Genomic DNA, 22,811 nt, shown 5'->3' on the forward strand with positions numbered 1-22,811 from the left:
TTTTTATTGATGATTTACTCTGTGCGTAAGCTTTTCACCGGATTCACTACAGCTGCTTTAATGCTTTGGTAACTAACGGTAATCACGGCAATGGCAATGGCCAAAAAGGCGGCCAAAAGAAGCATCCACCATTGAATCTCGATTCGATATGAGAAATCTTCAAGCCATTGGTTCATGGCAAACCAACCTACAGGAACTGAAATAAGAATGGCCCAACCCACCATTTTCAAGAAATCAGTGGTCAGACGATACGATATTTGGCCTACACTGGCCCCCAAAACTTTTCGTACCCCGATTTCCTTTGTTCGTTTTTGGGCATTGAAGGTAGCAAGCCCGAACAGGCCCAAACAGGCAATTAGAATAGAGAGCACCGTAAAAACGGAAAAGATTTTGCCCAATCGCTGTTCTGCCTCGTAGCTGTCATTGAAGGATTCATCCAAAAAATAGTAATTGAATGGCTGACCGGGGGCAATCTGTTGCCAGATACGTTCAATACCCGAAACAGCTGCAGAAATGTCTTGAGGGCCCAACTTGACGGCCATAGATCCCGGGAAACGCCCGATAGTCAAGCCCAAAGCTTTGATGTTGTTTCTTAAAGATTCAAAATGGAAGTCCTCAACAACCCCAATAATGGTCTGATAATCGATATTGTCACCGGCCTCACCTAAATCTGGTGATACCCTAAGCCCTAGGGCATTTTCCGCATTTAAATTCAAGACCTTGATTGCGGCCTGGTTGAGAATAATGGCCGAAGAGTCGGTAGGGATGTTTCTATTGAAATCCCTGCCGGCAATAAGCCGTAGCCCCAAGGTAGAAACGTAATCATGGTCAACCCTCCAATTCTCCATATTAATGGCTTCTTCTTGATTAAAGGCACCTTCTTTGAAAAAAGTTTGACTGCTTCTCGCCGATGGGGTCGGGAAAAAGCTGCTCAAGGTGACATTCTTCACCTGTCCCAACTTTTTCACCTCGTCTCTCAATGACAGTATTCGATCGCCAGCATTATTGACGTCTTCCAATACCAACACTTGATCTTTTTCAAAGCCCAGTTCTTTGCTTTGAATGAAACGCAGCTGTTGGTAGACCACCACGGTAGCAATGATTAAAAAGACCGAAATGGCAAATTGGAAAACGACCAAAGAGCTTCTTACCTTACTTCCACCAACATCTGCAAAACCACTTCCTTTTAGAACCTTGACCGGGATGAACCGCGACATAAAAAAAGCTGGATATGTACCTGAAAGCAACCCCAACAAGACAGTTGCCGCTCCCAAAGCCAGCCAGAACAAAGGATTTTCAAAAGGAATGGAAATCGCTTTCCCGGCCAGGTCATTGAAAAGAGGCAGCACGAGAAACGCCAGACCGATCGCCAAAAGCAACGACAAAAAGCAAATGAGTCCTGATTCTGTGAGAAATTGGCGAACAAGGTCTTTTTTGTCAGACCCTAAAGTCTTTCTGACCCCTACCTCTTTGGCTCTTTTTAGCGAATAGGCCGTGGAAAGGTTCATGAAATTGACACTTGCCAGCACCACCAAAAACAAACCGATAAAAGATAGTATATATATGTTTTGAATGCTACCATTGGCACTGAGTTCTGCCTTCATATTAGAGTACAGGTGAATATCGGTAAGGCGCATTGTAGAATACTTGATGTAATTTCCCGAGGCTTTAAAAGACGCTTCGGTCATGCCCGGATAGTAAACCTGCACCCACGGAATCAAATATCGCCCTAGCAACGATTGCAGTTCCGTATTAAACTCTCCCATGTTTGCAGATGGAACCATTTTTATAAATGTGAAGTAGTTGTGACTGCCCCAATGCCCAATTTGGGCAAATTGAAAACCTGACATTGCCATGAACACTGAGTGGTGCCTTAGAAACGAGTTTTTTGGCAAATCATCCATCACTCCGGTTACGGTGTATGTTTCTGAATTGTTGAGCACCATGTTTTGACCTAGGGCATTGGAAACCCCAAAATGTTTTTCCGCAGCGGTTTTTGTCAGCACCAAAGTGTTCGGTTCGGTCAAGGCGGTATTGGGATCACCGACCAAAAGCTTTACTCCAAACATTTTAAAGAAAGTTGAATCTACAAAAGTGGTATGCAACTCCTTCACGTTCGCGGTGACATTTGCCTTTCTGATGAGTAGGCTTCCCCGATTCAGAAAACGGGTCGCAAGCTCTACCTGGGGGTAATCTTTGACCAAAGTGGCCCCCATAGGTTCTGGTGTCTCGGCAAGTTGTTCGGCCAAACCTCCAAATTTGTTATCTGCATTGATGCGATAAATTCGGCCAGAATCGGCAAACATTTTGTCATAGCCCAGTTCATCATGAATGTAAAGGGCGATAAGTAGGGCACCACCCATACCAATGGCAAGTCCAAAGGTGTTGAGAAAAGTGAAAAATGGTTGCTTTTTTAAACTTCTCCAAGCGATTTTGATGTGATTTTTTAACATGATTGTTTGTTCTTTGATTGATATGTGATCATTCTCTACACAAAACTTCAACAGGATTGGTAGTAGCGGCTTTAAAACTTTGCCAGCCAACTGTGAGCATGGCAATGGCCAAAGTGCTGATTCCGGCCAAAGCAAATACCCACCAACCGATGGTAGTTTTATAGGCAAAGCCCTCTAACCATCTATCCATGGCCCACCATCCTAAGGGAATGGCAATGGCAATGGCGACTAAAACAAGTTTTATGAAACCAGAAGTGAGCAGGTTCACGATTCCAGCTACAGAAGAACCCAACACTTTTCGTATACCGATTTCGTTGAGCCGTTGGGCCGTGGTAAAGGCTGTTATTCCAAGCAGCCCCAAACAGGCAATGATAATCGCAATAATTGAAAAATATTGAAATAATGTGCTTAGTAGCGACTCCCTTTGGTATAACCGTTCAAACGCATCGTCCAAGAAAAAAAATTCAAAAGGTCTGCCAGGTACAAATTCTTTTAATTGTGCTTCAATAGAATTTATGGTTGACGCGACATCTGATCCCGATAATTGAATTAGAATGTTATCGATGTAATAGCTTCTGGGAGCAACGGTAAGAATCAAGGGTTGAATTTTATCGTGTAGCGATTGCAAATGAAAATCTTTTACTATTCCTATTAGACGCCCTTCTTTGGCACTTGAAGAAGAGATACCTGTCATGGACAACTTCACATTTTGCAAATTCTTGATTCCAAACTTTGATGCCGCCGCTTCATTCATTATAAAGGCCATAGTGGAATCGGTGCCATGTTCATTGGAGAATCCCCTCCCATTTACAATGGCCATGTCTAATGTGTTTATGATGTTTTCATCTACCAAAAGGGTGCTTAGATTGGCTTTGGTAACCAGGCCATCGTAGTTTATCGATGTTTCAAAATCATAAAAGCCCTTTTCCCACGGAAAATTTGAAATGGTAGAAACTTCCTTTACTCCTTGTAGTTGAAGAATCTTGTTTTTAACGGCAACAAACCTATTTTGAACAGCCTCATCCCTTACGGGAACCACAAGTACTTGGTCTTTCTGAAAACCTAAGTTCTTCTTTCGTATGTAGTGCATTTGCGATTGCATGACAACCGTTGCAATGATCAAGGTAACCGCAACGACAAATTGTAATACAAGTAAGGCTGATTGAACGGAAGAGGATTTTTTCCCCTTAAATACAGAAGTCCCCCTGCCTTTCAAAAAGGCAATCAGTCGAAATCTGGAAATAATCAGAAAAGGAATAATGGAAATTAGAATGCTAAGAAGCAGCAATAACCCCATTAGGTAAAAGATAACCCCTGTGGTGAAAATCGAAGATAAGTTGAGTTGTGTTTTCATCAGTGCATTGAACCCAGGAAGAACAAGCACCCCCCAGACCAGCGCCAATAGCATGGAAACAAAAAGAAAAGCAAAGCTTTCTAGCAGCAATTCTTTCCATATACTGCGATTATTGGCTCCTAGCACCTTTTGAATGCCAACTGCTTTTAAGTGTAGTACTATTTTGGTAAGGAAAAGGTTAACAAAATTGAAGGCCGCCACAAGCAATATGACAATGCCAACGGCGATGAAAAGAAATAGTACATTTCGATTGATCGAAGGGTGCAATTCGTTTTCAAGCCCTGAAAAATGAACCTCGGTAAGACCTTGAACGGCATGTGTTCTTGTCTTTCCTATATTTTCAGGCAAGAACTGTTTTTCAACACTTTTGATGTATTGTACGGTCTCGTCAACATCGACATTTGCGCTGAGTTGTACAAAGCTATAAACAGGAGGATAGTACCATGTGCTATTCGAATCGGCTATCCAGGACCCCCAGATATCCTCTGCCGCTGCCATTGGAACAATAAAATCGAATTTTAAGCTAGATTGATCGGGGGGATCCATAAGAATTCCTGCTACTTTGAACGTATGGTTTTGTTCCACTTTCAGCACCTCGCCCAATGCATCTTTTTTGCCAAAATACTTTCTGGCCATGGCTTGAGTTATCAAAATGTTGTCAGGAGCCGCCAAGGCCTTTTCTTTATTGCCCTGAACAAGGGGAAAAGAAAACACATCCAAAAAAGAAGGGTCTACATAAAAAAAGTTGGACTCTTGAAAAAGATTTAGGTTTTGGTCATCACTTATGCTAACATTTTGCGGCAATATCCTAACCGTTTCCGCTATCGAGGAAAATTTAGATTCAAGCAGCGGTGCATAGGGCATAAAAGAATTGGCAAAATTTCTGGTGATGCCATCTTCAGAAGCCTCGTGGGTGGTAATTCTATAGATTTTATTCGCATGTTCATGAAAGGTATCATATTTCAATTCATTATCGACAAATAGAAAGATGACCAAACAACAGGTAATGGCCACAGAAAGGCCAAAAAGATTTATTAGCGTGTTCAGGCGGTCTCTTGCGGCCCTTCGAAAAATGGTCTTCAAATAGTTTTTGATCATGATGGTTCAGTTTTTTGATGATTATTCGGTACGCAAACTCTTTACCGGATTGGCATTGGCGGCCTTTATGGCCTGAAAGCTCACGGTAATGAACGTGATAAACAGGGCTCCTAAAATGGCCGCTGCAAATATTGCCCAAGACAAGTCGATCCTATAGGTATAATTTTGCAACCATCCTTTCATTATATAGAATGCTATGGGTATAGCGACTGTGCATGCAATGAGGACCAGGGCCAAAAAGTCTTTGGAAAGCATTTTCCATAGACCAAATACCGACGCGCCCAACACCTTTCGAACCCCTATTTCCTTGGTACGCCGTTCGGCGACAAAAGCCGTAAGCCCAAAGAGTCCCAGGCAGCTTATAAAAATTGCCAAGACCGTGAAAATCCCGGCCAAACTCGCCACGCGCTCCTCTGATTGAAACTTGATGGCGTATTGGTTGTCTACAAACTGGTAGTCGAATGGTACTTTTGAAAAATGCTCCTTAAACACATTCTCAACCATTTCGAGGTTTTCCTCTGTGCTTTTTTGTGGGTTTAGCCGAAGATTGTAAAAATTGGTTATGCCATATTTGTCGAATGCATAAACCCCTTGTCTTACTGGCTCAAAGGGAGATTGTACAATCATATCTTCGACCACTCCGATGATTTTTAAGGGAGGGTCGGGGCTATCAGTATCTGAATTTCTTAGGTATTTGCCAATCGGATTGGAAAGGCCCATGTATTTCATTGCGGCCTTATTGATAAGGACGGCATTTGAATCTGTTGGAAATTCCCTAGAGAAGTCCCTTCCCATGATTACCTTTAAACCAAGTGACTTGGCATATTCTGGGGATACAAAAGTCCAAGCTAGACTTACTTGAAAATCGTCTGGTTTTCCATCCCAGGTATAGTTGCCTGCATTTGACCAGATTTCAGTGGCAGGTGCGCTAGAGGTCGACATTTCTGTTATGGCGCCCGATGCCAGAAATTCGTTTCGAATCAGTTCTCTTTTTTCTGAAAACTCCTGCCCTGCGGCGGGTATTTGTATAAGCCCTTCTTTATCATAGCCAACCGGCCGGTTTTTTACAAAACGAATCTGTTGCAATACCACCAGGGTGCCAATGATAAAAGCCGCCGATGCCGTAAACTGAATGACCACCAACGCTTTTCTTGGGAGAACCGAAAACCGTCCGACCTTAAATGTGCCCTTCAGGGCCTCTGCGGGCTTAAAAGAAGACAGATATAGTGCCGGATAGCTTCCCGATAGCAGTGCCGTAATACAAATAAATAGCATTGAAGCCATCCAGAATAACGGACTTTTCCACGGTAATTGTACTTCCTTGCCAGACAGTTCGTTAAAGCTACCCAAGAAGACCAGTACCAAGATAACGGCAAAAAAGAAGGCCAATAGGGTTATCAAAAAAGATTCTCCAAGAAATTGATGCACCAAATGACCCCGATTTGAACCTATCGTTTTTCGAAGCCCTACCTCTTTGGCCCTTTTTTCAGATCGTGCAGTACCGAGGTTCATAAAATTGATACAGGCCAGCACCAACACCAAAATGCCTATAATACCAAATAGCTTAACATAGGTAATACGGCCACCTGCTTGGCGGCCTTCCTCAAAATTATTGCGCAGATACCAATCTTTCATGGGAAAAAGAAAGAGTTGGGGATTGCTTTGGGCCTCGGGGAGTTGGTCTTTCTTGACGTTCTTTATTATAGCGGTAACCTCATCCATCTCCATATTGTCGGCTATCTGTACCAACATCTGAAACGAGTTGTTGTTCCAACTATCCCTGGCCTCCGAGACCCATTCACGCCAGGCTAGGTACCTTTCCCAGGGTATCAAAAATTGGAGACCATGAAACGAATTGTTAAACGGTATATCCTCATATACCCCGGTTACGGTCGCGTCAATTTCGTTATTTACCCTGACAACCTTTCCTATGGGGTCTTCAGACCCAAAAAGAGCTTGAGAAGTTGATTTGTCCAACATAATACCATCGATATCTTGCAGGCCATCCTTTTGGCCGTTCACCATTTTGAGGTCTAACATATCAGTGATACCGGCCTGCATGTAATTCCCCATACGGGAAATGATGTTGTCATTATATGCCAAGCTTTGTTTCCATTCCCATGATGCCATTACAATATGTTTGAAATGGTCTGCATATTGTTCCCTGAGTACAAACTCCAAAGGTCTGGGTACGGCATTCCCGGTATTTATACTTCCATTTCTTGTCCTATTCTGATAAACTTGGGCAATTTGGTCCTTATTCCCAAAATATTGGTCATGGGTCAATTCATCTACCACCCACAACCCGATCATCAAGGCCACGGCCATTCCAACAGCCAGCCCACCTACATTGACAACCGAGTAGATTCTATTCTTCCATAAATTGCGCCATGCGATTTTTAAATAGTTTTTTAACATGATGTATTTCTTCAGTTTTTAGATCATTGCCGTTTTTGTGATCATCCGTTTCATGTACTTGTTCTTTTTTGTATGAGACCTACAAGGTCTTTTCCATCTACGTTGGTGCCCTTCACCCATATTCCCCCTGCAAAGGGGCACGACCAATGGGGATATCTAATTGGTGGTGGGCTTTCTATTGCTCCCGTAATCCCTCTACCGGGTTCCCGTTTGCTGCACGAATAGCCTGCCCACCCACGGTCAAGAGCGCAATGCCCAACGCCATTACGCCCGCGGCCACAAAATACCAAAGGTGCAGGGGTATTCTATAGGCAAAACCCGATAACCAATTTTGGGCCAATAGATAGGCAATGGGCAGGGCAATGCACATTGAGATCAAAACCAGTTGCACGAACCCCTTTGAAAGCATCAGCATAATTTGGGAGGTGCTTTGGCCCAAGACTTTTCGAATACTGATTTCCTTTCGTCTTCTTTCAGTAGTAAAGATGACCAGACCAAACAAACCTAGACATGAAATAAGGATGGCCAAGCCCGCAAAGTACTTTGACAGGGAGGCCACCCGTTGTTCCGATGTATAGAGTTCTTGAAAGTTGCTGTCTAAAAATTCATATTCAAAGGGCAGGTTGGGGTTAAATGTTCGATGCAGTTTTTCCATTTCGGCAAGGGCCTCTTTTTCCTTACCGGCCTTTATTCTAACCATTACCTTATTGGTGGCATTGGGCATCAAGGTGAGGAACAGCGGCTCCACCTTATCGTGCAACGACTTAAAGTGAAAATCCTTGACGATTCCGATTATTTTTCCCTGACCAAAAAATCCGCGTACAACCTTGCCCAAAGGATCTTCAAGCCCCATTGTTGCAATGGCCGTTTCATTGAGCACAAGGCCTAAGCTATCGGCCCCAAATTCTCTGCTGAAGCTACGACCCGCCACTAACTCCATGTCCATGGTTTCTATAAAACCGTAATCGGCGCCGATTACCTGAAAAGCAATATTTCTTTCGTTCCTTCCTTCCCAATCCAACCCAACGGACCAATTGTGGCCCACCATGCTGTGTGTCGTAGTGGATGCGTTCAGCACTCCGGGCATATTCTTTAACTCTGAAAGAAAGGAGGCCTTTTGGGTTTTTATCTTGCCCTCGACACCAAACAAGACAACATTGTCTTGCCCATACCCTAAGTTTTGGCTTTGAACATAATCCATTTGTTTGTACACCACCAATACCGATGCAATCAAAATAATGGAGAGGGAAAATTGAATGATGACCAATCCCTTACGTGTCCATAATTCTCCAAAAGATTGGCTTAGTTTTCCTTTTAGGATTGCCACGGCATTGAACCCTGATAGGTAAATGGCAGGATAGCTTCCAGCAAAAAAGCCCGTAAAAATGGCAATGCCCAAAGCAACCAAGACAAAGGGTACATTAAAGTCCAATTCCAACTGTTTTCCAACGATTACATTGAATTGTGGCAGAAAGAGTGCCACCACGATAACTGCGATGATCAAGGCCATAAATGCCATTACAATTGACTCGCCAAGAAACTGTGCTATAAAAACCCTTCGGTTTGCCCCAACGGCCTTTTTTACCCCAATCTCCTTCAATCTTTTGGTTGCCCTTGCCGTAGAGAGGTTCATAAAATTGATACAGGCAATGACCAGAATGATAAGGGCAATAAGGGAAAAGAGCCTAACATATTGGATTCGCCCCCCGACCTGTTTTCCATTTTCATATGTGCCATGGAGGTAATGCTCGGAAAAGGGCACCAAGACCGCGGTTCTAATGGTATTTTCATTCGCACTTTTTCGAATCTTGTCTACCTTGTCATTCAATGCGTTGACATTGGTTCCTTCTTTTAGCAGTACATACACCTGTGGGCCACTGCCATTCCATGTATGGAGCGAATTCCATGGAGGAACATCTTTATAGGCATGGGAGGAAAGGGCAAAATCGAATTGGATGGTGGAATTGGATGGGGTTCCGTCAAAGATTCCCGAAACCGTAAAGAGCCTGTCTTGCTCGTACGTTATGGCTTGACCGACCACATTCTTGGCAGTACCGAACAACTTTACGGCCAATTCTTTTGAAATGACAATGGAGTTGGGGTCTTCAAGCAATTGGTTTTTGTCGCCATAGCGTAGCCCGTAGGAAAAAATATTGAAATAATCTTTACCGACAATCTGCCCCACTGCCTTGATATTTTTCTCGCCAATGGAAAGATTGTGCTTGCCAAACCAGGAGGGAGGAATGGCCTCTGCGGCATATTCTACCTCGGGCATTTCATCGACCAACAATTCTGCCATGGGACCGAAAGTTTCTATCATCGTCTTGATACCATCGGTAAAATTCAAATGTTCTATCACCTGATAGATCCGGTCATGGTTTTTATGGAATTTATCGACGCCAAGCTCGTCAAGCACCCATAGCGATATCAACAGGGTACAGGCCAGGCCTGTTGACAAGCCGATCATGTTTATTAGAAAAGAGCTTTTATTTCTATAGATGTTTCTTAGAAATAGTTTAAAATTTTGTGTTATCATGATGGTCGTCTTAAGGGCCGCGGCCGCCCACTCTATAAGGGGAACAGGATCGCGCTTTGATTTTTTACATTTTCATTCTCTTATCTTTTTCCTCCCCTATGGGGGAGCCTGACTTGCTGCTAAGCAGGCCAAAAGGGATTTTTTATTCCGTTCTTAGGCTATTTACCGGATTTGTCATGGCGGCACTTATCGATTTAAAACTGACTGTCAATAATGCTATTGCGATGACCAAAACTCCAGCCAACCCAAAAGCCCACCAAGGCATATCGATGCGATATTCATAGTTGGTCAGCCATTTATCCATAAAGTACCAGGCAACGGGAAAGCCAATTACAATGCCGATGACCACAAGCTTCAAAAAATCTTTTATTAAAAGACTTGTGATTTTACTGACCGAAGCACCCAGCACTTTTCGTATTCCGATTTCCTTTACTCTTTGCTGGGCCGAAAAGATGACCAGGCCGAACAGCCCTAGGCATGAAATGAATATCGCCATTAGCGAAAAGTATTGGGAGAGCCTAAAAAATACCGTCTCGCTTCTATACATATCATTGTACCATGCATCGGTAAAGATGTACTGGAACGGAATTTCGGGAAGTATTTGGGCATACACGTTTTCTAAAGCTTCTACCGTTTGGGCCACATTTATGGGGTTGATTCGTGCTAAAACCGCTCCCCTGTTCAGATATTCCCCATTACGGATTATTAATGGGGGGATCGTAGATTTTAAGGTATTTACGGGAAAGTCTTTCATCACCCCTACAATTTCACCTTCTCTGCCCCACATCGCCAAGGGCTTGCCTATCGGATCTTCAAGCCCCATTATTTTCAAAGCGGTCTCATTAATAATGTAGCCCGAATTATCGGCAACACGGTCATCGGCGAAATCGCTGCCTACAAGTAATTCTGTACCCCAGGCCTCGGCAAAATCAGATCCTACGGCCATACTCATAAATATGGTTGGGTCATTATCGGGTTTGCCAGTCCAGACCACGTCGTCAAAACCATTTGATATCTGCATGGGCCCTGCATCGGTGATGGATACGGATTCAACACCAGGAAGTTGTAGCACTCTTTCTTTTAGGCCAGCAAACGTATGCGTAGAATCGCCTTGAAAAATAAAGGCAACCACATTGTGGCGGTCAAAACCGAAGTTTTCATGCTGTATATAATTTATCTGACGTGAAGTAATCAGCATTCCTGAAATCAAGATGACCGTCAAGGCAAATTGAAAAACCACCAAGCCTTTCCGTACCCATTGTGAACTGGCATTGGCGTTGCCATTGCTTTTGAAAGTGTCTATTGCTTTAAAGGAAGACAGTACGAATGCGGGGTAACTTCCAGATACAAAGCCTGTCAACAGTGCAATTCCAAAAATACCCGACCAAGATAAGGGCGATAGGCGAAGAAGACTTAAATCCTTTCCCGCAAGCTCGTTGAACATGGGCAATAAAAGTGAAACCAACAGCAATGATAAAATGGTGCCAATGAGAGAAAGTAGTAGCGCCTCTCCCAAAAACTGGGATATCAAACTTCCTTTTTTTGCACCCAAAGATTTCCGCACCCCAACTTCTTTGGCTCGTTTTATTGAACTGGCAGACGCCAAGTTCATAAAGTTGATACAGGCGATCAACAAAACGAAAAACGCGATGAATCCAAAAATGCGCACATTCTCGATACGACCACCGGAAATTATGCCGTTCTCAAAGCCGTTGTGCAAATAGCTCTCGCCATAAGGTTGCAGCCCCAATTCTACCGTAAAATTGGCATCTTCTTCCGTTCGGTACGGAGTTAGAAAATCTTTGATTTTGGTCTGTACTACAGCGACATCAGAATTCTCTTTAAGCATTATAAAGGTCGGCGGACCGCTATTGGTAATATCGGGAGCCCAGCTGTTTTCTTCAAGAAAAATATCCCAATGCACGAAAAAATCGGCTTTTTTGGAATTGGCAGGGCTAGCGTCTTTGAGCACAGCAGACACCTGTAACGGACGGCTGTTCTCATAAGTGATCGATTTGCCAATAGCATTTTCGACACTCCCAAAAAATAGCTGCGCCATTTCTTCTGATATCGCGATATTATCGGGCGAATCCATTACTGAGGCTACAGTACCTTCCAAGAAGTCGTACGAAAACATATCAAAATAATCGTCACCTACATGAAACCCTTCCTGTCTAAACGTTTTATCCTTATAGGCAAAGGTTTTAGAGCCTCTCCAGCTCGTGGGAGCGGCTTTCTCGATTTCGGGGATCTTATTTTTTAGTTCCTTGTAAAGTAATGCCGGGGTGGAATAGAACGCATCTACTCTGCCCTCGAAGATTTGTCTTTGATATACCGAATAAAGGCGGTCTATATTCTCATGGTAGTTATCGACGGCCAGTTCATCGGAGACCCATAGATAAATAAGTAGACTACATAATAGCCCGGTCGCCAACCCAATTATATTTAAAATTGAGAGCACCTTGTTCTTTATGATGTTTCTCCAAGCGATTTTTATATAGTTCTTAAACATAACTGCCCGCTTTTTTGATTATTCGGTGCGCAAGCTTTTTACGGGGTTTCGTATGGCCGCTTTAATGGCTTGATAGCTTACCGTAATAAGGGCGATTGCTATGGCCAATACGCCAGCAAATAAGAAGGTCCATCCCGATGGTTCTATCCTAAAATCAAAATTTTGTAGCCACTCACGCATAAAAATCCATGAAACGGGAATGGCGATCAAACAGGCCAACGCCACCAATTTTAAAAATGATTTGGATAGTAGGGTGGTGATGTTGCCAACCGAAGCTCCCAAAACTTTTCTGACACCTATTTCCTTGATTCTGTTTTCTGCCATATAACTGGCCAACCCGAACAGTCCCAAACATGAAATGATAATGGTCAACAACGTAGACCACGAAGCAAGGGTCTCTGTGCGTTTTTGGTTATTGAACTTGCGTTCGTATTCTTTGTCGACGAACTTGTATTCAAAAGGATAATTCGGATTGAATTTTTTGAAAATTGTTTCGGCCTGTGCCAAATTTTCCCCTATTGAACGATTGGGGTTCAGCTTCATATTGATAATATTGTCGGCCCAACCACAGTGCACGATCATGGGTTCTATCTTTTGAAACGGGGAGGTGAGTATAAAATCTTTTACCACCCCGATGACCGTCCAATCTGTGCCCATATCGCTGATCTGTTTGCCAATGGGCTCGTCAAAGCCCATGTGCGCTACGGCAGCTTCATTGATGATCATGGCCGTGGAATCAGTGGGAAATCGGGTTTTATCAAAATCCCGTCCCTCGACCAGTTCAAAACCAAAGGTTTTAATGACATCGTCGTCTGCATTGAACCTTAAGATCAAGGTTTTGTCTTCGGGGTCTTTTCCTTTCCAACCTATATTCCAAGAATTACTCCAATTTTGGGTGATCGGAGACATCGTTTTGGTCACTGCGACCGTAGTGCCCGATGCATTCAATTCTTTCTTGATGAGGGCATAATTTTTTTGCAGATCACCTTCCATTTCAACATACACCAGCTTGTCTTGAGAGTACCCCATTTGACGGTTCTGCACCTTGTTCAATTGTTGTCTGACGATGAGTGTCGAAGAAATTAAAATGATCGCTACCGCAAATTGGGTGACCACCAATATTTTTCTTGGCGTAATGAGCGTGTTCTGTTTTTGAAAAGTTCCTTTGAGTACAGAGGCAGGTTTAAATGCGGATAAATATAAAGATGGATAGCTGCCCGCCAACAATCCTGTAAAAATGACAATCGCTCCAGAGATGACCCAGAACATAGGGTCCCTGAAATTTAATGACAAGGGTTTTTCGACCAACCCACTAAAGGTGGGCAATGTGATGACCACAAGTATCAATGCAAAAAAGGCACTGATTATGGCCAGTAGTATTGACTCGCCCATGAACTGACCGATAAGACTACTCTTTCGGGCGCCCACCACTTTACGTACCCCTACTTCTTTGGCCCTTTTTTCGCTCCGCGCGGTACTTAAATTCATGAAATTGATGCAGGCAATGAGCAATACGATTCCGGCGATAATGCCAAACATGCGTATTATGTCTATTTGCCCTCCCTTCTCAAGGCCGTTTTCAAACTCACCGTACAGATGGTTGCGCGAGAAAGGGTAAAGGTAGGTTACCATTTCAGGGCTATCCTTATCATGGACTTTCCTTAGTGTTTTAATTTTTGAAGCAAAAGAACCATGGTCCACGCCATTTTTGAGCATTACGTAGGTTGCTACAGAGTTATTGCCCCAGTTTTCATCGTCTAACCCTTTTTGGGTGAGGTATTTCCACGGGATCAAATATTCAAAAGTAAATTCGGTGTTTTTGGGCAAGTCTTTTAAAACCCCGGTAACGGTAAAAAGATCTTCATTGTCGATTTTGACCGTTTTGCCCATGGGATCGTTGTCACCGAACAGTTTTTTGGCAAAAGTTTCGGTTACCACAACGGAATTCACCCCATCCAAAACTTGGTTTATATCGCCTTTGACCAAAGGAAAACTGAAAATGTGCAAAAAATCTGGATCTACAAAGGTGCCATTGCCCTTGATGTTCTTTTCGCCATTGGTGAACAGAAATAAGTTTTCATAATTATGACGGGTAACCCGTTCCACTTCGGGATACATATTCTTTATGGTCTTGGCCATAATTTTCGGTGTGGAGTTCCATGTCCAGATTTCACCATCGACTGGATATTGGTTGTACACCTGATAGATTCTAGCATCATTGTCATGGAATTTATCAAATCCGATTTCAAAATTGATCCATAAAACAATCAGTGCCGTTACGGTAAGGCCGATGGACAATCCCAGAATGTTAAGGGCAGAAAACCCCTTGTTCCGTAATAGGTTCCTCCAAGCGATTTTTAAATAATTCTTGAACATAGCTGTTCACTTTTTGATTATTCGGTACGCAAACTTTTCACTGGGTTTTGCTTGGCAGCCCTAATGGCCTGAAAGCTTACGGTAAGTACCGTTATTCCCAAGGCGCCCAACATGGCCAAAACAAAGATCCACCACTTCAAGATGACCCTGTACGGATACTCTTGCAGCCAACCGTTCATTATATAATAGGCTATGGGCACCGCGATGAAACATGAAATGATGACCAGTTTCAAAAAGTCTTTTGAGAGCATGTTCCACACATTGAAAACAGTGGCCCCCAACACTTTTCTTACCCCAATTTCCTTGGTGCGCTGTTCGGCGACGAAAGAGGTCAATCCGAAAAGGCCCAAACAACTGATAAGGATCGCCAAAGCGGTAAAAATGCCAGAGAGTGTTCCTATTCGTTGCTCTGCCGCAAATTTTTCGGCATATTCATCATCGACAAAATCATATTGAAACGGTATGGCCGGGAAATTTTCTTTGAACACCCGTTCGATGACGGCCAAATTTTGACTGGCACTCTGATTGGGGTTGAGCCGCAGGTTATAGTAACTAAAATTGCTGAAGCGATCGTATACATACCAGCCCTGTTTGACGGGCTCATAGGGTGATTGGGCGATCATGTCTTGAACTACCCCGATGATCTTCATGGTCGGGCCCGGGTCTTCTTCATCTGAATCTCGAATGAGCATACCCACAGGATTTTTCACCCCCATATATTCAACCGCTGTTTCATTGATGAGTATTCCCAAAGAATCAGAGGCGATATCCCTTGAGAAATCCCGCCCTTGAACAATCTTTAAATCAAGTGTACTGGCATATTCAGGTGAGACTTCGGTCCACGCGAAATCTTCCTGAAAGCCATCAGGTTTTCCTTCCCAGGTATAGCCACTTCTATTAGACCAAATGCGGGTGGTGGGGCTGCTCGATGTAGCCATTGCCACGGCTCCTCCCGACTTTAAAAACTGCTCTCGCATCAAATCGGTCTTGCCCTCAAAATCTGCCGACCAGGTCGGTATTTGTATCAACCCTTCCCTATCATACCCAATCGGTCGATTTTTGGCATGGTTGATCTGTTGCATGACAATGACCGTGCCGATGATAAAGGCCACGGAAACGGTGAACTGCAAGACCACCAGTATTTTTCTTGGCAAACCTGAATATTTGCCTCCTCTGAAAGTTCCCTTTAGCACATCGACTGGCCTAAAGGAAGACAGGTACAATGCAGGATAACTGCCGGCCAGCAGTGCCGTGAAAAGAATAAAGACAATGGAAATCAACCAGAATCTGGTGTTTTCCCAAGGAAAGGCAATTTCTTTTTTCGCCAATTCGTTGAACCCGTTCAAAGACAACAGTACAACGGCCAGTGCAACAACAAAGGCAAAAAGCACCACTAAAAAAGACTCGCTCAAAAATTGATAGATCAACTGCCCTTTTTGAGAACCTATTGATTTTCGAATACCTACCTCTTTGGCCCTTTTTTCAGAACGCGCAGTACTCAGGTTCATAAAATTGATGCAGGCCAAGAGCAGTACAAAGCCCCCAATGACACCAAAAAGCCAAACATACTTGATTCGGCCACCGACCTGTTTACCCTGTTCGAAATTGCTCCGCAGATGCCAATCGGCCATAGGAAGCAAAAATAGTTGGGGATTGAACTCTGCAATATCTTCATCGGCATTCTTTTTAACATCGATGATGGTGTTGGTTACCTTTTCAAAGGTGGTGTTGTCAGTAATCTGCACGAACAATTGAAAAGAATTGTTGCCCCAATGGTCCAATGATTCTTGAATCCACTCCCGATTGGCCACATAATGGTCCCACGGAATGATGTAATCGGTCTCATTAAACGCATTGTTGAAAGGGATATCTTTATATACAGCAGAAACATTCAGATCGTATTGATTGGCGATCTTTACCACCTTGCCAATGGGATCTTCTTTGCCAAAAAGGGCATCAGAAGTTGATTCTGACAGCATAATGGAATTGATTTCACGCAGCCCGTCCTTTTCACCTTTGACAATCTCAAGGTTCAGCAATTCAGGTGCTATGGGCTGCATATAGTTGCCGGGGCGGGAAATGCTCTTGTCTTGGTATTTAATATAGCTGTCCTGCGTCCAAGAAGCCATCATCAAATGTTTGAAGTTGTCGCCATACCCATCACGCAAAGCAGGCTCTAAAGGCAAGGGTATGGCAGGACCGGTTCCTACATTGCCGTTAAAGGTTTGTGATTGAAAAACCTGGGCGATTTTGTCCTTGTTCTTAAAATAATTGTTGTAAGACAGTTCATCATAGATCCAAAGACCGATGGTCAAGGTAACGGCCATGCCCAATGCGAGACCACCAATATTGATTGCCGAGTATCCTTTGTTCTTCAAAAGGTTTCTCCAGGCGATTTTTAAATAGTTCTTTATCATGATTGTCCGTTTTTTGATCGATTATTCTGTACGTAAACTTTTTACCGGGTTGACCACTGCCGCCCTGATACTTTGATAGCTTACCGTAATTATGGCAATACCCACCGCCAATGAAGCCGCAATTGCCAACATCCACCAACTGACTTCAATGCGATATGAAAAATCTTCAAGCCATTTGTTCATGGCATACCAACCTATGGGCAATGAAATAAGTATACCTATACCGACCAGCTTGATAAAGTCCATAGTGAGGCGGTATGAGATTTGGCCCACACTTGCCCCCAATACCTTTCTGACCCCTATTTCTTTGGTTCGCTTTTCTGCATTGAAGGCCGCTAATCCAAATAACCCAAGGCAGGCGATTAAAATGGACAGGGTGGTAAATATGATAAAAATGCGACCCAAACGTTGTTCAGACTTATAGGTGTCATTGAAAGAATCTTCCATGAAGTAATAGTCAAAAGGTTGGCCAGGGGCAACGTTGTTCCAAATTCCTTCTATACTTGCTATGGCGTTTGAAAAATTGTCAGTCTCCAGCTTTACGGCCATTGAACTTGCAAAATTGCTTAAATGAAGGCTCAAGGCCTCTATTTCTTCCCTGAAGGGGGAGAAGTGGAAGTTCTTTACCACTCCGATAATCGTAAAATACTCTGGGTTTTCTTCGCCAAAACCTTGTGTAAAGCGCATACCCACGGCAGCTTCTGGGGAAACCCCGATGGTGGCAATGGCAGATTCATTGATGATTATACTTGTTGAGTCATTTTTGAATGCCCGATCAAAATCTCTCCCTGCGATAATCTCAAAACCCATGGTCGACACATAATCATGGTCAACGCCCCACGTCTGCATGCTTACGGCATTTTCTTGGTCAGTGGCCCCTTCTTCAGGGGCAAAAACAGTATCAGACCTACCTGAAGGTGTTGGAAAAAAACTGCTCAGGGTAGCATTATTGACGAACCCCAGTTTTTTCACCTCTTCCTTAAACGAAGCAACCTGATTTCCGGCGGTAAAGACATCGTTGACTATCAGCACTTGTTCTTTGGAAAAACCCAGGTCTTTGTTCTGAATATATTGTAATTGCCGATACACGACCAAAGTGCCAATTATCAAAAAAACAGAAATCGCAAACTGGAATATAACCAGACCGTTTCGAATTTTTTCACCTTCCAGACTATTGCCACCGGTTCCTTTTAGCACCTTGACCGGAATGAATTTTGACATAAAAAATGCTGGATAGCTTCCTGAAAAAAGCGCCAAAACAATCCCTGAAGCGAATAAGATCAACCAAAAGAATGGACTTGCATAAGGCATTGAAATATCTTTGTCAGCCAAATCGTTGAAATAGGGCAAAGCCAATATGGCCAAGACAAGGGCCACTAGAAGTGAACCGAAGGAAACCAGACCAGATTCAATCAAGAACTGGCGGATAAGCTCTCTCTTATTTGAGCCCAGCGTTTTTCGTATACCTACTTCTTTCGCCCTTTTCAAAGAATGTGCCGTGCTCAAATTCATGAAGTTCACACAGGCAAGCACAATCAGAAAAATGGCGATAAAAGAAAGTATGTAAATGCTTTGAATAGTATTGTTGCCACTTATTTCAGCCACCCTGTCAGATTTCAAGTGTATATCGGTCAACGGAATGGTACTGTAGATCAGATGATTTCCGGCTGCCTTGAACTGTTCTTCGGTAATGCCCGGCATATATTGCTGTACCCCTGGAATTACATATTTCCCCAAAAAGGCTTGTAGGGGTTCTTGTAAATCTTCTACGCGCGCAGACGGGATCAGTTTGATGAACGTTTGGTAATTGTTACTGGCCCAGTTTACCACGCGAGAATCATCATAACCGGCCATGGCCATAAAAATTGAGTAATCCCTTAAGAATGAATTTTTCGGTAAATCGTCGATTACGCCAGAAACGGTATAGGTTTCTGTATTGTTCAAAAGTAGGTTCTGGCCTATGGCATCGTTAATGCCGAAATGTTTTTCAGCGGCCGATTTGGTCATTACCAACGTATTGGGAGACTTTAGGGCGGTTTTTACATCGCCCACCAAAAGATCCACACCGAACATCTTAAAGAAAGTTGAATCAACAAAAGTCGATTGAACTTCTTTTACATTGACTTCGGTATCTGACTTTCTGACCAGCATGCTGCCCCTTGTACGAAATCGTGTTGCTAGCTCGACTTCAGAAAAATCATTGTCAATCGTTTCAGCCATAGGGGCCGGAGTAACCGCAAATTTGCGGTCTTCTCCACCAAACTTTATATCTGCATTGACTCGATGTATGCGATTGGCATCGGCGAACATGGTGTCATAGCTCAGCTCGTCATGTATATATAATGAAATAAGTAAACCTCCGGCGATACCGATAGCGAGGCCCATGGTGTTGAGCAGGGTAAAAAAGGATTGCTTTTTTAAACTTCTCAAAGCGATTTTTAGATGATTTTTTAACATGATATTGATTCTCGATTGATATGATGAATTACTCTGTCCGCAAACTTTTTACGGGGTTGGCCATGGCCGATTTTACCGATTGAAAACTAACCGTCAATAACGCTATAATGGCGATGGCGAAAAATGGAATTGCAAAGTAGGTCCAATGGATATTGATCCTAAAAGCATACCCGTTCAACCAGTTATTGATGACGTACCACGCCAAGGGGATTGCAATTACGAATGCCAATAGCAATAGAATGGCAAACTCTTTATATAAGAGCTTTAAAATACGCACTACTGAAGCCCCCAACACCTTTCGAATTCCGATTTCCTTGGTACGCTGTAACGTGGTATAAGAGGCCAGACCAAAAAGCCCGAGACAGGCCACCAAGATGGCCAGGGTGGTAAAGATCCCGAATACCTTTCCAAACCGTCGATCAGCTTTATATTGTGCATTGAACCGCTCATCAAGAAAAAAATAATCAAAGGTATTTCCGGGAAAAAACGTGTCCCATTCAGACTGTAGCAAAGTCAGGCTTCGTTGGATTTGGTCAGTTTGGATTTTCAGCGAAAAATACCCGTAAACATCAGGGTTTAGAATAAGGATAAGTGGCTCGTAGGCGTCACGTAGCGATTCTTGGTGAAAATTCTCAATCACTCCTACAATTTCACATTGGTCGCCCCAGAATTCGATCTGTTTTCCTATTGCTTCTTCGGGGTCGTCAAAACCTAGCTGCTCAATTCCCTTTCTGTTGAAGATCACGTTTGTTCTTTCGGCACCGAAGTCTTCTGAAAATTTGCGTCCCGCTACGATCTTGGCCTCAAAAAGGTCTACAAAGTCATGGTCTACACGAATGAACCTATATTGCTTTTGCTCTGTGTCGTCTTGACTGAGCAACCGTATGCCTCCGGCATTATCACCCGGACCGGTTCCGGGAACAAAAGATGACACAGCGACATCTTGAAATAAGGGATGTTGTAAAAGGGATTGCTTAAATGCCCTTTTCTGGTTCGAAAAGGTAGAATCTGCCACGATTGGAGGGGGCAATACAAGTGTTTGCGAAATATCAATGCCCAAAGATTGATTGCGCATGAACTGAATTTGTTGGTAAATTACCAACGAGCCTATCAACAAAAACAGGGAAGCAGCAAACTGAAATACCACCAGGCCCTTTCGCAGACCGGCACCTTTTGTTGCCCCAGACATATTTCCTTTAAGCACTTCGACCGGCCTGAATTTCGATAGTACCAGGGCGGGGTAAAAGCCTGATAAAAAGACACCTACCAGATACAAAAATGATAGCCCCAACCAAAAATGGGCATGCGAAAACAGGTCATAAGAGACGTATTGATCTGATAAGCGGCCAAAGGAGGGTAAAACTAGTACTATGACAATCAAAGCCAGCATTACGGCTAAACCATTGAACAAAGCCGACTCTAAAAAGAACTGTGTTATCAAATGTTTACGCTGCGATCCGACCGATTTGCGAACACCCACCTCCCTTGCACGGCCCATTGCCCGGGCCGTGGCCAGGTTAATATAGTTTACCCATGCTATTACAATGATGAAGATCGCGACACCCAAAAGTAAGTACGCCATTTTTGAATTGCCATTGGGGCCAGGCTCTTCCAAATAATTTGAATAGAGGTGTATTTCGGTCAATGGCTTCAAATAATAGGTCACTGAAGCATTGAATCGCCGCATCAACTCACCTACCCCCTCATCAACAATAGGGGGAAACTTGGCCTCTACATCGATTGGGTTTACGCCTTTTTGAAGCAATACATAGGTGAGGCATCCATCCCAATCCCATGCTTGCTCGGGATCACTCGTTCCATCAGAGTTTGTTTTCACTTGTTCGACAAAACTGGCATAAGAGGCCAAAAAATCGGGTCGTAATTGTGTGTTCATGGGCATATCCTTGAATACTCCCGTGATCCTATACGTTTTACCCCCGCTGATGGGCAAGATATTGTCTACCACATTCGTGGTTCCAAATATCCTAAGGGCGGTACTCTCAGAAATAGCGGCCGTATAGGGCTCCGTTAAAAGACTTTCGGTCTTGCCATAGAGCAGCGGATATGAAAAAACGGTAAAAAAAGAATTGGTGGCAAAGAATACTTGTTCGATTTTCAGGGGGCGGTTTTCCACTTCAACGACGATGTCGCCTGTCCGCACCACTTTTACATACTCTTCTATTTCAGGAATCGCCTCCTTAAAGGAATTACCAACGGCATAGGCCCCCGCCGCCCATTGTGTCGATAGTTTGCCATTGTCGTATCTATCTTGTTGTACGCGGTAAATACGATCCTTTTTTTCATGGAAATCTTCATAACTAAATTCAAACATGACATATTGTAAAATCAATAGACATGCCGCTATGCCAATGGCCAATCCTCCAATATTTATAATAGAGTAGACCCTGTTCTTGATCAGGTTGCGCCAAGTGACTTTCAGATAGTTTTTGAACATGATTCCCGTTTTTGATTTGATGATGATGAATAAACTCTCTTACATAATGGCTCCCACGGCTCGATTTTGACTCTCGGTGACGATCTGCCCATCAAATAGGTTCACAATTCTATGGGCATAGTGAGAATCTCTATCAGAATGGGTCACCATAACGATGGTGGTGCCTTCTTGATTTAGCTCGGTCAAAAGGTTCATGACCTCGATACCATTTTTTGAATCGAGGTTTCCGGTTGGCTCATCGGCCAGGATCAATTTAGGATTGGTGACCACGGCCCTTGAGATGGCCACCCTTTGTTGTTGTCCACCGGATAGCTGCTGTGGAAAATGCTTTTTTCGGTGTGCGATTTTCATTCGCTCCAATACGGCCATGACCTTTTCTTTACGCTCGCTTTTGCTCATCTTTAAGTAGATAAGTGGAAGCTCGACGTTCTCATAAACGGTCAGCTCATCTATGAGGTTGAAACTTTGAAATACAAATCCCAGATTTCCCTTTCGCAACTGGGTGCGCTGACTCTCCCTTAACCCGGCCACTTCATGGCCTGCAAAATTGTAACTGCCCTCGGTCGGATTGTCGAGCATGCCGATGATGTTTAATAAGGTGGATTTGCCGCAGCCAGAAGGCCCCATGACCGCAACAAATTCACCTTGCTCTACCTTGAGGTTTACGTTGTTCAGAGCCAATGTTTCCACTTCTTCCGTTCTAAAGCTTTTTTTTAGGTTTTTGATCTGTATCAT

Annotated in this window: 10 protein-coding genes; all 10 read right to left on the reverse strand. The window is 43.5% G+C overall.

Annotation, left to right across the window (positions count from 1 at the left end):
- Nucleotides 1-14: 14 nt before the first annotated feature.
- Nucleotides 15-2,453 (reverse strand): ABC transporter permease, encoded by a 2,439-nt coding sequence (locus tag L0P89_RS08075; protein ID WP_235267895.1) that lies wholly within the window; start codon nucleotides 2,451-2,453, stop codon nucleotides 15-17.
- A 28-nt stretch (nucleotides 2,454-2,481) separates the two neighbouring features.
- On the reverse strand, nucleotides 2,482-4,905 hold the full coding sequence (locus tag L0P89_RS08080) for an ABC transporter permease (protein WP_235267896.1): 2,424 nt from the start codon (nucleotides 4,903-4,905) through the stop codon (nucleotides 2,482-2,484).
- Nucleotides 4,906-4,926: 21 nt separating this feature from the next.
- The gene (locus tag L0P89_RS08085) at nucleotides 4,927-7,323 is read right to left on the reverse strand and encodes an ABC transporter permease (RefSeq protein WP_235267897.1); all 2,397 of its coding nucleotides are present in this window, start codon (nucleotides 7,321-7,323) and stop codon (nucleotides 4,927-4,929) included.
- Between the two features lie 175 nt (nucleotides 7,324-7,498).
- Nucleotides 7,499-9,859, reverse strand: coding sequence for an ABC transporter permease (locus tag L0P89_RS08090; protein ID WP_313790950.1), 2,361 nt, complete (start codon nucleotides 9,857-9,859; stop codon nucleotides 7,499-7,501).
- Nucleotides 9,860-10,001: 142 nt separating this feature from the next.
- The gene (locus L0P89_RS08095; RefSeq protein ID WP_235267899.1) at nucleotides 10,002-12,371 is read right to left on the reverse strand and encodes an ABC transporter permease; all 2,370 of its coding nucleotides are present in this window, start codon (nucleotides 12,369-12,371) and stop codon (nucleotides 10,002-10,004) included.
- A gap of 18 nt (nucleotides 12,372-12,389) precedes the next feature.
- Complete coding sequence (locus L0P89_RS08100) at nucleotides 12,390-14,747, reverse strand: ABC transporter permease (RefSeq protein ID WP_235267900.1); 2,358 nt, start codon at nucleotides 14,745-14,747, stop codon at nucleotides 12,390-12,392.
- A 17-nt stretch (nucleotides 14,748-14,764) separates the two neighbouring features.
- A complete protein-coding gene (locus L0P89_RS08105; RefSeq protein WP_235267901.1) occupies nucleotides 14,765-17,164 on the reverse strand; it encodes an ABC transporter permease in 2,400 nt (799 codons plus the stop codon).
- 21 nt (nucleotides 17,165-17,185) lie between these two features.
- Nucleotides 17,186-19,594, reverse strand: coding sequence for an ABC transporter permease (locus L0P89_RS08110; RefSeq protein WP_313790951.1), 2,409 nt, complete (start codon nucleotides 19,592-19,594; stop codon nucleotides 17,186-17,188).
- Between the two features lie 55 nt (nucleotides 19,595-19,649).
- Nucleotides 19,650-22,076, reverse strand: a complete 2,427-nt coding sequence (locus tag L0P89_RS08115) for an ABC transporter permease (protein ID WP_235267903.1) — start codon at nucleotides 22,074-22,076, stop codon at nucleotides 19,650-19,652.
- 39 nt (nucleotides 22,077-22,115) lie between these two features.
- Nucleotides 22,116-22,811 (reverse strand): ABC transporter ATP-binding protein, encoded by a 696-nt coding sequence (locus tag L0P89_RS08120; protein WP_235267904.1) that lies wholly within the window; start codon nucleotides 22,809-22,811, stop codon nucleotides 22,116-22,118.

It is taken from the genome of Muricauda sp. SCSIO 65647 (assembly GCF_021534965.1).
In the GTDB taxonomy this organism is placed as follows: Bacteria; Bacteroidota; Bacteroidia; order Flavobacteriales; family Flavobacteriaceae; genus Flagellimonas_A.

Bases quoted from the DNA above. Each gene is read 5' to 3' on its own strand.
- L0P89_RS08075 (WP_235267895.1), bottom strand. From the start codon at position 2,453: ATGTTAAAAAATCACATCAAAATCGCTTGGAGAAGTTTAAAAAAGCAA.
- L0P89_RS08090 (WP_313790950.1), bottom strand. From the start codon at position 9,859: ATGATAACACAAAATTTTAAACTATTTCTAAGAAACATCTATAGAAAT.
- L0P89_RS08080 (WP_235267896.1), bottom strand. From the start codon at position 4,905: ATGATCAAAAACTATTTGAAGACCATTTTTCGAAGGGCCGCAAGAGAC.
- L0P89_RS08100 (WP_235267900.1), bottom strand. From the start codon at position 14,747: ATGTTCAAGAATTATTTAAAAATCGCTTGGAGGAACCTATTACGGAAC.
- L0P89_RS08085 (WP_235267897.1), bottom strand. From the start codon at position 7,323: ATGTTAAAAAACTATTTAAAAATCGCATGGCGCAATTTATGGAAGAAT.
- L0P89_RS08120 (WP_235267904.1), bottom strand. From the start codon at position 22,811: ATGATACAGATCAAAAACCTAAAAAAAAGCTTTAGAACGGAAGAAGTG.
- L0P89_RS08115 (WP_235267903.1), bottom strand. From the start codon at position 22,076: ATGTTCAAAAACTATCTGAAAGTCACTTGGCGCAACCTGATCAAGAAC.
- L0P89_RS08095 (WP_235267899.1), bottom strand. From the start codon at position 12,371: ATGTTTAAGAACTATATAAAAATCGCTTGGAGAAACATCATAAAGAAC.
- L0P89_RS08105 (WP_235267901.1), bottom strand. From the start codon at position 17,164: ATGATAAAGAACTATTTAAAAATCGCCTGGAGAAACCTTTTGAAGAAC.